The organism is Apibacter sp. B2966 (assembly GCF_011082485.1).
GTDB lineage: Bacteria > Bacteroidota > Bacteroidia > Flavobacteriales > Weeksellaceae > Apibacter.
The window spans coordinates 390,966-405,005 of record NZ_CP049714.1; the positions used below are offsets into that span (position 1 = coordinate 390,966).

Annotated in this window: 11 protein-coding genes; 8 read left to right on the forward strand and 3 right to left on the reverse strand. The window is 30.5% G+C overall.

The window, feature by feature from the left end; genetic code table 11:
* The first annotated feature begins 28 nt into the window (after positions 1 to 28).
* On the forward strand, positions 29 to 2,452 hold the full coding sequence (priA, locus tag G8C43_RS01650) for a primosomal protein N' (protein ID WP_255490396.1): 2,424 nt from the start codon (positions 29 to 31) through the stop codon (positions 2,450 to 2,452).
* Between the two features lie 103 nt (positions 2,453 to 2,555).
* On the opposite strand, the gene pdxH is transcribed toward priA, so the two are convergent.
* Positions 2,556 to 3,200: a pyridoxamine 5'-phosphate oxidase gene (gene pdxH, locus G8C43_RS01655; protein ID WP_166003656.1), complete on the reverse strand. Its 645-nt coding sequence runs from the start codon at positions 3,198 to 3,200 to the stop codon at positions 2,556 to 2,558.
* 50 nt (positions 3,201 to 3,250) lie between these two features.
* On the opposite strand from pdxH, the gene G8C43_RS01660 reads away from it, so the two are divergent.
* Together G8C43_RS01660 and G8C43_RS01665 are read left to right on the forward strand one after the other, a co-directional pair.
* The gene (locus G8C43_RS01660) at positions 3,251 to 3,793 is read left to right on the forward strand and encodes a YqgE/AlgH family protein (protein WP_166003658.1); all 543 of its coding nucleotides are present in this window, start codon (positions 3,251 to 3,253) and stop codon (positions 3,791 to 3,793) included.
* Positions 3,794 to 3,987: 194 nt separating this feature from the next.
* The gene (locus G8C43_RS01665; protein WP_166003660.1) at positions 3,988 to 4,401 is read left to right on the forward strand and encodes a hypothetical protein; all 414 of its coding nucleotides are present in this window, start codon (positions 3,988 to 3,990) and stop codon (positions 4,399 to 4,401) included.
* Between the two features lie 85 nt (positions 4,402 to 4,486).
* Here G8C43_RS01665 and G8C43_RS01670 read toward each other — a convergent pair whose 3' ends face one another.
* Positions 4,487 to 5,572 (reverse strand): M42 family metallopeptidase, encoded by a 1,086-nt coding sequence (locus G8C43_RS01670; RefSeq protein WP_166003662.1) that lies wholly within the window; start codon positions 5,570 to 5,572, stop codon positions 4,487 to 4,489.
* Positions 5,573 to 5,632: 60 nt separating this feature from the next.
* On the opposite strand from G8C43_RS01670, the gene G8C43_RS01675 reads away from it, so the two are divergent.
* From G8C43_RS01675 to G8C43_RS01695, 5 genes are all read left to right on the forward strand, one after another.
* Positions 5,633 to 6,286 (forward strand): DUF4294 domain-containing protein, encoded by a 654-nt coding sequence (locus G8C43_RS01675; protein WP_166003664.1) that lies wholly within the window; start codon positions 5,633 to 5,635, stop codon positions 6,284 to 6,286.
* A gap of 105 nt (positions 6,287 to 6,391) precedes the next feature.
* A complete protein-coding gene (gene ccsB / locus G8C43_RS01680; RefSeq protein ID WP_166003666.1) occupies positions 6,392 to 9,631 on the forward strand; it encodes a c-type cytochrome biogenesis protein CcsB in 3,240 nt (1,079 codons plus the stop codon).
* A 585-nt stretch (positions 9,632 to 10,216) separates the two neighbouring features.
* Positions 10,217 to 10,861 carry a DUF4290 domain-containing protein gene (locus G8C43_RS01685; RefSeq protein WP_166003667.1) on the forward strand — a complete coding sequence of 215 codons (645 nt, stop codon included), beginning with the start codon at positions 10,217 to 10,219 and terminating at the stop codon, positions 10,859 to 10,861.
* The gene (gene murA / locus G8C43_RS01690; RefSeq protein ID WP_166005687.1) at positions 10,858 to 12,171 is read left to right on the forward strand and encodes a UDP-N-acetylglucosamine 1-carboxyvinyltransferase; all 1,314 of its coding nucleotides are present in this window, start codon (positions 10,858 to 10,860) and stop codon (positions 12,169 to 12,171) included. The genes G8C43_RS01685 and murA overlap by 4 nt, the downstream gene beginning before the upstream one ends.
* Before the next feature lie 16 nt (positions 12,172 to 12,187).
* Positions 12,188 to 13,192 carry a glycosyltransferase gene (locus G8C43_RS01695; RefSeq protein WP_166003669.1) on the forward strand — a complete coding sequence of 335 codons (1,005 nt, stop codon included), beginning with the start codon at positions 12,188 to 12,190 and terminating at the stop codon, positions 13,190 to 13,192.
* A 2-nt stretch (positions 13,193 to 13,194) separates the two neighbouring features.
* On the opposite strand, the gene G8C43_RS01700 is transcribed toward G8C43_RS01695, so the two are convergent.
* Positions 13,195 to 13,614: a hypothetical protein gene (locus tag G8C43_RS01700; protein WP_105297550.1), complete on the reverse strand. Its 420-nt coding sequence runs from the start codon at positions 13,612 to 13,614 to the stop codon at positions 13,195 to 13,197.
* Positions 13,615 to 14,040 lie beyond the last annotated feature (426 nt).

Genomic DNA, 14,040 nt, shown 5'->3' on the forward strand with positions numbered 1-14,040 from the left:
TATCTTTGTTATTTAAAAAATATATCAATTGGAGTTTGCAAACGTAGTTATTCCACTTTCATTAGAAGGTGTTTTCACCTATCATATACCTAAAGAATTACAAAACCACATTCAAGTCGGGCAACGGGTGGTTGTTTCATTTGGAGAAAAAAAATTATATACGGCTATAGTGGAAAGTCTCCATGATAAGAAGCCGGAACTATATAAAACCAAAGAAATATATACCATCCTTGAAGATTACCCCTTAGCAACACCTAAATTGATTGAATTTTGGAAATGGATTGCTGATTATTATATGTGCTCTTTAGGGGATGTATTTAGAAATGCTTTTCCTTCAGCTTTAAAATTGGAAAGTGAAACATTTATCCGAAAAACATCTCAAAATATAATTTGGGAAGAGTTGGACGAAAAGGAAACGTTCATTATGCAAAATCTCGAAATTAAAACTGCAATTAATTTAAAAGAAATAGAAGCTTTTTTAGCGAAAAAATACATTATTCCTACCATAAAATCTTTATATGATAAAAAATTAATAGAATTAGATGAGCAAATCATTGATAAATATAAACCCAAGAAACTAACTTATATCAAATTAAATCCCTTATTTGAAGATTCAGAACTATTTCAAAAAGCATTGGTCAATATTAATAGGGCGGAAAAACAAAGAGAAGCGTTACTATTATTTATTAAAATGCAACAACAGAGAGCAACATTTATACAAAAAAGAGAGCTGATTGAAATATCATCACCCTCTGTCGTTAAATCTCTGATTGAAAAAAAATATTTAGAAGAATTTCAACTCCAAAAAGATCGTATAGAAGAATATGACGATCATATTGAAAATTCTTATAAACTTTCAAACGCTCAAGATATAGCATTAAGAGAGATTGAAATGCAATTTCAAAAATTTTCGACGGTTTTATTGCATGGCGTCACTTCTTCCGGAAAAACCGAATTATATTTTCAATTGATTGAAAAACAAATTTCTAATTCTCGTAATTCCCTTTTTTTATTACCGGAAATATCCATTACAACTCAACTGGTAAGTAAAATAAAAAAACGTTTTGGCGATGAAGTAGGAGTTTATCATTCTAAACTCAATCAAAATGAACGAGTGGAAGTTTGGAAAAATACTTTAAAAAATAAATATAAAGTAATTATCGGAGCTCGTTCGTCTATTTTTTTACCATTATCTAACATCGGATTGATTATTGTAGATGAAGAACATGACAGCTCATATAAACAAACGGACACAAAACCCTTTTACCAAGCAAGAGATTGTGTTCAAATTTTAGCGCAACAAAATAATTCAAAAGTTCTATTAGGATCTGCTACCCCCTCGATGGAAAGTTTTTATAATCATGAGCAGGGAAAATTCGGTTTAGTAGAGCTTATGGAAAGGTTTGGCAATGTAAAACTTCCTGAAATAGAAATGGTCTCTTTATGTAAACCCACAGTAACCCCCAATATATCGTATCGGTTGCAAGAAGAAATCCATCAATGTTTAATTCAGAAAAAACAAGTTATTCTTTTTCATAACCGACGTGGATTTTCACCTATTTTGGAATGTAATGACTGCGGACATTCACCATCGTGTCCTAATTGTGATGTTACCCTTACGTATCATAAGGTAAGCTCAACCCTTCGTTGTCATTATTGCGGATATACCATGGCATTTCCCCAATCATGCCCAAGCTGCCATTCCCATGCTTTAGAAACGAAGGGAATAGGAACCCAGCAAATCGAAGAAGAGGTAAAACAGCTTTTTCCCGATGCTAATATTGCCCGTATGGATGTTGATACTATGAAACGCAAACATGCCTATGAAATATTATTTGAAAATATGGCTCTTAAAGAAATAGATATCCTTATCGGCACACAAATGGTAACCAAAGGACTTGATTTTGATGACGTTCAGTTGGTAGGAATCATACGTTCGGACTCTTTATTAAATTTACCCAATTTCAGAGCAGAAGAAAAAGCGTTGCAACTCTTGACTCAGGTAAGTGGTAGAGCCGGAAGACGAAAAGAAGGAAAAGTATTAATTCAAACTTTTGACCCGGAAAATCCATTTTATTTATTTATTAAAGAGAATAACTATAATTTGGCAAAAGAAGGTATTTTAAGAGAACGTAAAGAATATTTATATCCTCCTTACTTTAGATTGATTGAATTGACTTTCAAGCATAAAAATAATGAAAAGGTTAAAAAAGCAGCTGCAATGGTAGGAGATTACCTGAAAAATTTTATTCATGAACCGTTCATTTTAGGACCGGAAGAAGGATTGATACCGAGGATAAATAATCAATTTATATATAAAATTCTTTTAAAAATACCATCTATAAAATCTACTAAAAATAGTAAAAAGTTCATAAAAGAAGCTATTTTACAATTACAAAGTCTCTCGTCATTTCGTTCGGTAAAAATTGATGTAGACGTTGATCCTTCTTAATCGATTTGTATATCCTATTTTTGAATTACAATTATAGGGTAAAACAGCAACAAATAGTTGGGGGATTCTAATTATGTGAAAGTAGGAATAGTTAAAATTAGAATTATGGAGCATACCTTTGGATAATCCAATCCATATCTTGTAATGTATAAACAATCCGATCGTGTAGGCGATTAGGTCTGCCTTGCCAAAATTCAATTTGATACGGTTTAACTAAATATCCTCCCCAATGTTCGGGTCTTTTGATTTCATCCTTAGTTTTAGTAGAAAGTTCCAATTCCCTTAATTTATTTTCCAAATAATCTCGGTTAGGTATTACTTCACTTTGTGGAGATACAATTGCACCTAACTGACTACCCAAAGGTCGGGAATGAAAATATCCATCAGATAAATTAGGAGCCAATTTTTCTGCTATTCCATTAATGGTAACTTGTTTTTCAAGACTTTCCCAATAAAAATTCAGGCAAACATTCGGGTTTTTACTTATTGCTCTGCCTTTCCTACTGTGGTAATTAGTATAAAAAATAAATCCTTCCCAAGTATATTGTTTTAATAAAACCCTGCGGGTTCGGGGAATCAAATTATCTTCAACAGTTGAAAGAGCCATAGCATTGACTTCAGAAACTTGATCGCTTTGTTCAGCTAATAAATACCATTCTCTGAATAATTCCATCGGATTGTCTATTATATCCGATTCAGTTAGCGAACCTTGTTTGTATATTTTTCTGCGATCAGATAAGTCTTCCATTAGTAAAAAATATGTAATTTTATGTCTCTAAGTTATAAAAGAAGATAAAAATGGATTACAAAGGTAAATTTTTAATTTCAAAACCTATCAGTTATGATTCTTTTTTTTCTAAAAGTGTAATTTTTATTACTGATTATGATATGTTAAAAGGAACTATAGGTTTCACTCTTACAAAAATATATCATCAAAAACTATCGGAGTTAGTCCCTGATATTGATATAGATATGGATGTTTATGTGGGAGGACCGGTTGATTCAGATCATCTTTTTGTTATCCATTCTCGACCTGATGTAATTGGGGACAGTATCTCAATTAACGATAAATACTATTGGTCCGGAAATTTTGAAGACATTAAAACAGCTTTAAAAGAAAAGCTTATAAAACCGAATGAAATTCGTTTTTTTATCGGATATTCCGGTTGGAAGGCTAATCAATTAGAAAATGAAATTAAAAATGATGATTGGTTGGTAAGCGATAATAAAGAGTTAAATGTTTTAAAATGGGAAGATCATTTATGGAAAAACCAACTGATAAAAGTAGATAAAAAGAATATAATTTGGATAAACTCTCCTAAAAATCCAAAATTAAATTAATATTCTTTAATATAAATGTTTTTTTATAAAACTATGATATGATATAATAAACAAAAATTATTTGTTTAATTTTTAATTTTTTACCAAATAACCTTATTATAATGAAATTTATAATAAAATTATGAATTTTAACAATTTTTTTAATATTTTTGCAGATAAGTTAACATTATCTTATTTAGCTAACCAATATTATCATGAAAATTCACAATTTATTATTAATTTCAATATTGATAATTTTTGCCTGTTTTAATAGAATAAATTATTTCAATGGGCAAACTATTGGTAAGTCATATTCTAATATTTACTTCAATAATTTATATCAAGATAAGAAATCAACAGATTTAAAAATTGATACTGAAAATTTTGTTTCAACCACCTCAAAAAAATTAGCAAGGAATTACGGAATTAAAGATATTTTTCTAAGCTGTTTCAGCGATTTATATAATCAAAATATATTCAACACTTCATCTACCAATAAAGGCATTACAACCCGTGCTTTTAAAGTAAACCCATTCAAAACTCAAATCGTAACTAACTATAAATTATATATAATTGATGTCTTTGAATTATCAGAGACCCACTTTGTTTATTTTTCCAAAATATCATAAACTATTTAAAACCATTGATATCATACAATGGAAATAACAAAGAATGTAAAAGGAGCTATTTTTGTAGCTCCTTTTTAAATTTATATTACAAATATTTAAAACTTTGATTATTTTTTATTGCTTTTAAAGCATTATAAATCATAAGAATAGTGTTTTCAACATCTTTTTTATGCACCATTTCAACTGTTGTATGCATATAACGCAAAGGAAGAGAGATCAAAGCAGAAGGAATACCGCCGTTCGAATAAGCAAAAGCATCAGTATCGGTTCCGGTTACTCTACTGGAAGCTTGTCTCTGAAAAGGGATATTATTTTTTTCTGCACTATCAATTATTAATTCCCTTAAATTATTTTGTACTGCAGGTGCGTAGGAAATTACCGGACCTTTTCCACATTTTACTTCTCCGTGCTTCATCTTATTTATCATGGGAGTAGTAGTGTCATGAGTAACATCCGTAACTATAGCTACATCAGGTTTAATGGTTTGCGTGATCATTTCAGCTCCTCGCAATCCAACTTCCTCCTGAACAGCATTAGTAATATATAAACCATAATCGAGTGTATCTTTATTCTCCTTAATAAGCTTAGCTACTTCTGCAATCATAAATCCGCCAACACGGTTGTCTAGAGCTCTGCCGACAAAGTATGTATCATTTAATATAAAAAATTCATCCGGATATGTGATGATGCATCCTACATGAATCCCTAATTCTTCAACTTCTTCTTTAGTAGTGGCACCACAATCAACCCATATAGTTTCTACTTTAGGCGGTTCTTCAACTCCGGTATAATTTCTGGTATGAATTGCCGGCCAACCAAATACACCGCTTACGATACCTTTTTTAGTATGTATATGAACTTTTTTAGAAGGAGCAATCATATGATCGGATCCCCCATTACGAATAACATAAATTAAGCCGTCATCAGTGATATAATTTACAAACCAAGATATTTCATCTGCGTGAGCTTCTATTACTACCTTATACTTTGATTCGGGATTAATAATTCCGTAAGCAGTTCCGTAATTATCGGTTCTGACTTCGTCCACATAAGGGGTAATATAATCTATCCATAATTTTTGTCCCTTACTTTCGGCTCCGGTGGGTGAAGGAGTATTAATATATTTTTCTAAAAATTTCAACGAATTTTCATTTATAATTGAATTTTTCATATTAACCTGTTTTTTTACAAATGTACAAATTTGGGAATAGTTTTTGACGGGATAAAATTTATGAACTTAAGAATTTTTACTCTTTTATTTATCTTGATTTTCAACATCGTTCTATGTCAAAAAACAGATTCATTAGAAACTACTATTCATTTTAATTCTGATTCAGTAATGCGTAATGAATCATCCCAATACAGCATTACAGAAGACAGTGTATTAATTGACTTAAAAACAATACAAGTAGAAGGTATGCCTAAGTTTAACAACAACTTAGATAAGAATCAGTACAACTGGCTTAAAAAAAGAGTTTTTAGAGTATATCCGTATTTTCTTATTGCACTCAATCAATACAATAATTTACACGATTCCTTAAACTTGAATTTAAATAATGCTGCTTTTCGTAAATATTTAAAAAAAAGGCAAAAGCAACTGTCCGAAGAATATGAAGGTAAACTAAAAGGATTAACCAAAACGGAAGGAAGAATATTTTCCAAATTAATGTATCGTTACACCGGTAAAACCGTTTATGAAATTATTAAAGAATTAAGGAACGGTTGGTCGGCTTTTTGGTGGAATGCAAAAGCGGGAGCTTTTGATATTGATTTAAAAGAACCTTTTGATCCTTATCATATCCGTGATGATGCATTTGTAGAATCGATACTTCAAAGAGCTTTCCAACGAGGAGAGTTGATTCCGCCCAATGAATCACATGATTAAAAAATTAAAAAAATCATGTTTTAACTATTTATTTTATAAACATTTTGATGAAGAGGTAAGTTGATGTATTTTTGGGAGTTTATATAAAATAATATAAAAAAACCAATGAAGAAAATTCTTGACTTGTTGTTTTCTACTAAAACAACAGCGATAATGTTGGTCATTTATGCTCTCTCTATGGCATGGGCAACTTTTGTAGAAAATGATTACGGTACTTCAGTTGCCAAGGCATTAATATACAATTCGAAATGGTTTGAACTGATCATGCTCATTTTAATCTTAAATTTCATAGGAAATATTAAAAAATATAAGCTTTGGTCTTTAAAAAAATGGCCCATTTTAACTTTTCATTTATCTTTTATCTTTATTTTTTTAGGAGGTGCGATCACAAGATATATTAGTTATGAAGGACAAATGCATATTAGAGAAGGAGAGACAAGTAATGAAATAATATCAGATGCAACCTACTTTAAAGTACAAATTTCAAATTTTCAAGGAGAAACCAGAGCATATAAGGATATTCCTTTCACTTTAACCTCAGAAAATATTCCTCTTTTACTTAAACCGTTTCAAAAGAAATTTTCTGCCAATTACAATTTTTTAGGCCAAAAGGTAAAATTAGAATCTGTAAAATTTATTCCAAGAGCTCAAGATTCATTACAAATAACACCTTCAGGTAAAAAAATATTGAAAGTAATTTGTTCAGGATCAAAGGGAAGAGAAACTATTTATATTGAAGAAGGAAATGCCCGACAAGTTCAAAATTCAACCCTAAGTTTCAATAATTATCTTCAAGGAGCCATAAATATTACCACAGTAAATGAAGAAATCTATATTTCTTCGCCCATGATGGGAAGGCGTATGATCATGACAACACAGGAAGAACTTCCGGTAGAAGGAAGCGATAAAAAACAAAAATTACATTTTGCCAGTCTCTATCAATTTCCCAATGTAAGTTTTGTGATACCGATTACTCCTCAATCGGGTAAAATTATTTATTATGAAGGGGATAAAAATAAAAATTCTGAAGATCCCGATCTTATTTACATGAAAGCCTCAACCAATCAACAATCTAAAGAATTTTTATTTTATGGAAAAAAAGGGTTAACCGGGGTTCAAAAACAAGTAGCCCTAGATAATTTGCTCATTTCAATAGGTTATGGTTCTAAAATCTATACTACTTCTCCATTTTCGTTAAAACTGAATAAATTCATTATGGAACATTATCCGGGAAGTAACAGTCCATCTTCGTATGAATCCGATATATCCATTTTAGATAATGGAAAAGAAACACCTTTTAAAATTTATATGAATCACATACTCAATTACAAAGGATACCGATTTTTTCAATCCAGTTTTGATTCAGATCTAAAAGGAACCGTACTTTCCGTTAATCATGATTTCTGGGGGACAACTTTAACCTATATAGGCTATGCATTATTAATAGTGGGAATGTTTATGACTTTATTTTGGAAGGGTACAAGATTTTCTAAACTTAATGTTCAACTTAAAAAAATAGCTGCTCATAAAAAATCATTTCTTTTATTATTTCTTTTATTCAGTCAATATGCTTTTAGTCAAAATCAGGAGAAGAACGATTTGGACACCTTACCTGAATCTTCCGTCCGTAAACCGGAAATTCATGAACATACCCATAGTAAAAATACAACGTATTCAAAAGTAGTAGACGGGGAAACTTTTAGTAAAAGTATACACATTCCAAAATCACATTCAGATAAATTTGGGGCACTTTTGGTTCAATCATCCGAGGGACGAATAGAACCGGTGAATACATTGGCTCTAGAAATTTTGCGAAAATTACATAAAAGCGAAAAATTCTTTGAGTTGGACGCTAATCAATTTTTTATTTCCATATCCACCAATCCTATGCTTTGGGCAAATGTTCCTTTACTCAAAATAGGAAATAAGGGAGGGGACCAATTAAAAAAAATTACTCAAGCAAATACAGAAGGTTATACCTCCTTAATGAATTTATTTACTACCCAACCGGATGGATCTCCCAATTTTATTTTGGAAAATGATTTTAAAAAAGCTTTTAGAAAAAAACCGGCAGAAAGATCAAATTATGATAAAGAAATAATTGAGTTAAATGATAAGCTACAAGTAATGCAAGGATTAATCAGCGGGTATTATTTAAAATTTATTCCGATACCCAACGATAAAAATCATACCTGGACTTCCTGGATTTTACCCGATATGAAAACTGATAGCGTTGCTTTGAACTTGTTGGGAGGGTATTTTAGAGCGATAGTAGTGGCTGAAAAAAATAATAATTGGAATCAAGCGGATGAAGCCCTGGAAAAAATATCCGATTATCAACTCAAATGGGGGAAAGAAATTATACCCTCTCAAGCCAAGATCAATTGGGAATTAAGATATAATAATTGGGATGTATTTTTTAAAATTATGATAATATATGCCGTATTGGGACTTGTATTACTAATATTGGCATTTACTAAGCTATTTACTGAAAACTATAAGCTTTATTCTTGGTTAGAGGGTATTTTGTTAAGCCTAGTTATACTAACTGCTCTTATACATGGAATGGGATTAGGGATTCGATGGTATGTTTCAGGACATGAACCCTGGTCTAATGGATACGAAGCGGTACTGTTCATAAGTTGGATAAGTGTACTAGCTGGTTTTCTCTTATATCGAAACAGAAATGGATTTATCCCTGCGGCAGGTTGCTTAGTTGCAGTTATCTTAATGGGATTTGCTCATGGAGGAGATCAGATGAATCCACAAATTACGCCGCTAGTTCCTGTATTAAAATCGTATTGGCTAATGATCCATGTTGCGGTAATTACATCCAGCTATGGTTTTTTCGGATTAAGTGCCTTAATAGGAACCGTAGTTTTATTTTTGTTTATAATAAACCGTAAAGATATTTCTTATAAAGTTGAAAATTCAATTAAAGAATTAACTATTGTAAATGAACTATCATTGACGATTGGTATTTTTTTATTAACCATCGGAACATTTTTGGGCGGTATTTGGGCAAATGAAAGCTGGGGGCGGTATTGGAGTTGGGATCCTAAAGAAACTTGGGCATTTATCTCCGTAATAGTTTATGCGGTTGTCTTACATCTGCGATTAGTTCCTAATTGGAGGGGTAAATACCTGTTTAATTTTTTATCTTTAGTAGCTTTTTCGACCATTATAATGACATATTTTGGTGTAAATTATTATCTATCGGGTTTACACTCTTACGCACAAGGAGATCCGGTTCCTATACCTTTATGGGTATATATTGTACTATTATTAGTTGCTATATTAGGATTTACTTCATATATAGCCCAAAAAAGAAAATTCAATTCCTAAAAAAGTTAAATAAATAAACAAAATATAAAGTATAGTTATAAATATTCTAAAAAGATAAATTAATAGAGAATCAAGCTTGTTAAAATCAATTACATTCCTAGATAACCTTATTAATTGCATAAAAATAAAATTATTTACATCAATTAATTATTTATTAGTGAAAAAAAAATAACTATATGACAAATAAATACTAAATAAAAGGAAAATATCAAGAATTATGATTACATTTGCAACCTACAAATAGTAGATTTATAATTTACTAAAACTATTGTTCCTTTTAAAAAAAATTTCCGATGACATTATTTATAAGTCGCATAAATGTATATGATTTAGTCAGGAGTTTACAGTTTACTATATAATAAAAACAAAAATATACTTTAAAATACTAAAGTATAAGCTAAATAAATAGAGACTCAGAAATTTTTATGACAAAAATTTCTTTATGGCAATTTGTTTATGTTAATGTAAATTACACGGTCTTATATATAAACCATTAGCTTACCTAATAGGTCGGAAAAAAGGAGTCTTTTCTACAGTAAATTTTACACAAAATAATATTTGTATTATTAATTTTAAAATTAAAATATGGAGTATAATACTCAAAGAAAAAAATTAATTATCCCGGAATATGGAAGACATGTTCAACAATTAGTTGATCATTGTATGACGATCGAGGACGATGATGAAAGAAATAAATTTGCCAAATCAATCATTGATGTTATGGGAGATTTAAATCCTCATTTAAGAGATGTGCCGGATTTTCAACATAAGCTATGGGATCAACTTTTTATAATGGCCAATTTTGAATTAAAAGTAGATTCACCTTACCCGATTCCAACCAAGGCAGAAATGAATACGGCTCCCAAAAAAATGGCTTATCCTTCCAATGAATCTAAATACAGATATTATGGAACGAATGTGAAAAAAATGATTGAAATAGCAAAGTCATGGGAAGAAGGTGATAAGAAAGAAGGATTGAAATATGTGATCGCTAATCAAATGAAAAAAAATTATCTGAAATGGAACAAAGATCAGGTAGAAGATGAAGTAATATTTAATCATTTAGAAGAATTATCTAACGGTTCCTTAAAATTGAGTTCAAAAGAAGCTTTAATGAATGTGCCGGTTCAGACTAATTCAAATACTTCTTATAAAAACAAGAATAGAAACAACAATAGTAACTATAGAAATCAAAAGAAAAATAATTTTTCTAAAAACAAAAATAAATAATGAATACTTTTCAGATTTGCGGTGGAAAGCCTCTTCATGGTGAATTCTTTCCGCAAGGTGCCAAAAACGAAGCTCTTCAAGTTATCTGTGCAACCCTTTTAACATCAAAATCAGTTAGGATAAAAAATATACCCGAAATTCAAGATGTTTTAATACTAATTGAAATTTTAAAAACTGTGGGTGTAAAAGTTACCCGAAACATTAAGGGAGATTATACCTTTTGTTCTGAAGAAATTGATTTTGAATTTTTGAAAAGTAAAGAATTTAGAAAAAACGGAGCTCAGCTAAGGGGTTCCATCATGCTATTAGGTCCTCTTTTAAGTCGATTCGGAGAAGCTTATATTCCCGTTCCCGGCGGTGACAAAATCGGCAGAAGAAGATTAGATACTCACTTTAAAGGATTTATTGATTTAGGAGCTCAATTTGAATATGACGAAGAAGAGAAGTTTTATTCCGTAAAAGCTAAAAAGTTAAATGGTAATTATTTACTTTTAGAAGAAGCTTCCGTAACAGGTACTGCAAACATCATTATGGCTGCAGTTTTGGCTGAAGGAAAAACTCAAATATATAACGCAGCTTGTGAACCCTATATCCAGCAATTATGTAAGATGTTAATTAAAATGGGCGCAAAGATTGAAGGAATTGGCTCTAATTTTTTAACTATTTATGGCGTTTCCGAACTTAACGGTGCCGAACACACTGTACTCCCTGATATGATTGAGATTGGAAGTATCATTGGCTTGGCTGCCATGACTAAATCGGAAATTACCATCAAAGAGGTTAGCTGGGAAAATTTAGGTAATATACCGGATACTTTTAGAAGATTGGGTATTCAAATCGAAAAAAGAGGTGAAGACCTATATATTCCTTCACAAGAACATTATAAAATTCAAAATTTTATAGACGGATCTATATTAACGATTTCCGATGCTCCTTGGCCGGGATTCACTCCCGATTTATTAAGTATTATTTTAGTAGTTGCCACACAAGCTAAAGGAAGTGTTTTAATACATCAAAAAATGTTTGAAAGCAGACTGTTTTTTGTTGATAAACTCATTGACATGGGGGCACAAATAATTCTTTGTGATCCGCACAGAGCAACAGTTATCGGATTAAATCATGAAATTCCTTTACGAGGAACAGTAATGACTTCTCCGGATATCAGAGCCGGCATATCTTTACTGATTGCCGCCATGTCTGCAAAAGGAATCAGCCGAATACATAATATTTATCAAATCGATAGAGGATATGAAAACATCGATGAGAGATTAAGGGCCTTGGGGGCCGATATTGTTCGGATTGACCTATAATCTATAAAACAAAACTATGCATGGAGATTTACATTTAAAAATTTCAATTATTATAGCAGTCTATAATAGAAAAGATGAACTACAGGAATTACTGTTTAGTTTAATTAATCAAACGGATAAAAATTTTGAAATTGTTATTGTAGACGATGGATCTCAAGAAAAGTTAGAACCTATAGTCTCCACTTATGCAGAAGTATTGGATATTAAATATTATTACAAATCAAATTCCGGAGCAGGATTATCAAGAAATTACGGAGCGGAACACGCCTTAGGAAATTATTATATTTTCTTAGATTCAGATTGTATTGCTCCGGTTCATTATATAGAAAATGTGCGTAAAGAATTAAGATTTAATTATGTGGACGCTTTTGGAGGAGCTGATTCAGCCGATAAAAATTTTAATGATTTACAAAAAGCAATTTCATATTCCATGACTTCTTTATTAACCACGGGAGGAATTCGTGGCAATAAAAAAGCGATAAATAAATTCCAGCCTAGAAGTTTTAATATGGGTATATCCAAAGAAGCATTTAAAAGTGTTGGCGGATTTTCGGAACTGAGGGTAGGGGAAGACCCCGATTTAATTCTTACTCTTTGGGAAAAAGGGTTTAAAACTCGATTTTTTCCTGAATGCAAGGTTTTTCATAAAAGAAGAACTTCCCTAAAGAAATTTGCTAATCAAGTATATCATTTCGGAATTGCCCGTCCCATATTGAACCAAAGACATCCTAGCTTTTCAAAAATTACTTTTTGGTTTCCTTCTCTTTTTTTGATATTCACTGTTTTGTCCTTAGTATTATCGATAGTTAATTATAGGTGTATCTTTCCCTTGCTTTTTTATTGCTGTGCTATATTCCTCGATTCAAGCTATAAAAACAGGAGTATCAAAATCGGTCTTACATCTTTACTTACAACATTTATTCAATTTTTTTCCTATGGATTTGGCTTTTTACAATCCTATATAAAATTAAATATCTTAAATAGGGAACCTAAAGAGGCATTTCCATCACACTTTTATTAGTTTTATTTAAAAGAAGCATGATTACTTGTTTTAAGTAATCTTCCTTCTCCCATAATTTCTTTTTTACCATCAAAATAATAGGTATTATAGTATAAAATGTTTTTTTCAATTTTAACAGTCTTTACTTTAATCCCTCCATTTTTATTGATAAATCTTTTAAAACTGTCCTTTTTAGCGTCTCGATTAGAGAAAAATAATATATAATCACAATCATTTAACCATTCAATCCTTTTAAAAGATTCAACTCCATTGGTAACTTCCAGCTGTTTATTGCCATTTCTCACAATAAGAGAACTTAAATTGGAATTTTCGCTAATATTTCTGAATTCACCCCGATTGAAATCAAGACAGGTAAGGTTCTTTTCCTGAGCATAGCAGATAAAAGAAGTATATAAAAATAAAAGTACTGATAGTTTTTTCATGTCTCAAATATAGTAAAATAATATCTCCAAATTTAAGTCCCTGTTAATAACTTTACTACCTAAATGCTGATCTTTTAAAATGTGATTATTTATTATTTTGACTTATTTATTTTTTTAGACAATTCAATCAATAATTGATAATTTTCTATAAATTTTAGTAATAATATCATAAGAAATAATTATGTTGAAAATTAAATTCTTAAATAAAAAAAGGTATGTGAAAATAAAATTATCTTTGTACTAACATATGAAGCTTTATCGAATACATGACCAATAACAGGAAAAAATCCTGTATTCTTACTACCTTAAATTATTGAATATTCAATAATTACGTTACTATTATTAGTATTTCAAGCTTCATATATAACCCTGTATTTGGCGACAATTAAATTTTATGTCTCCAAGTATAAGGTTTTCATCTTACAT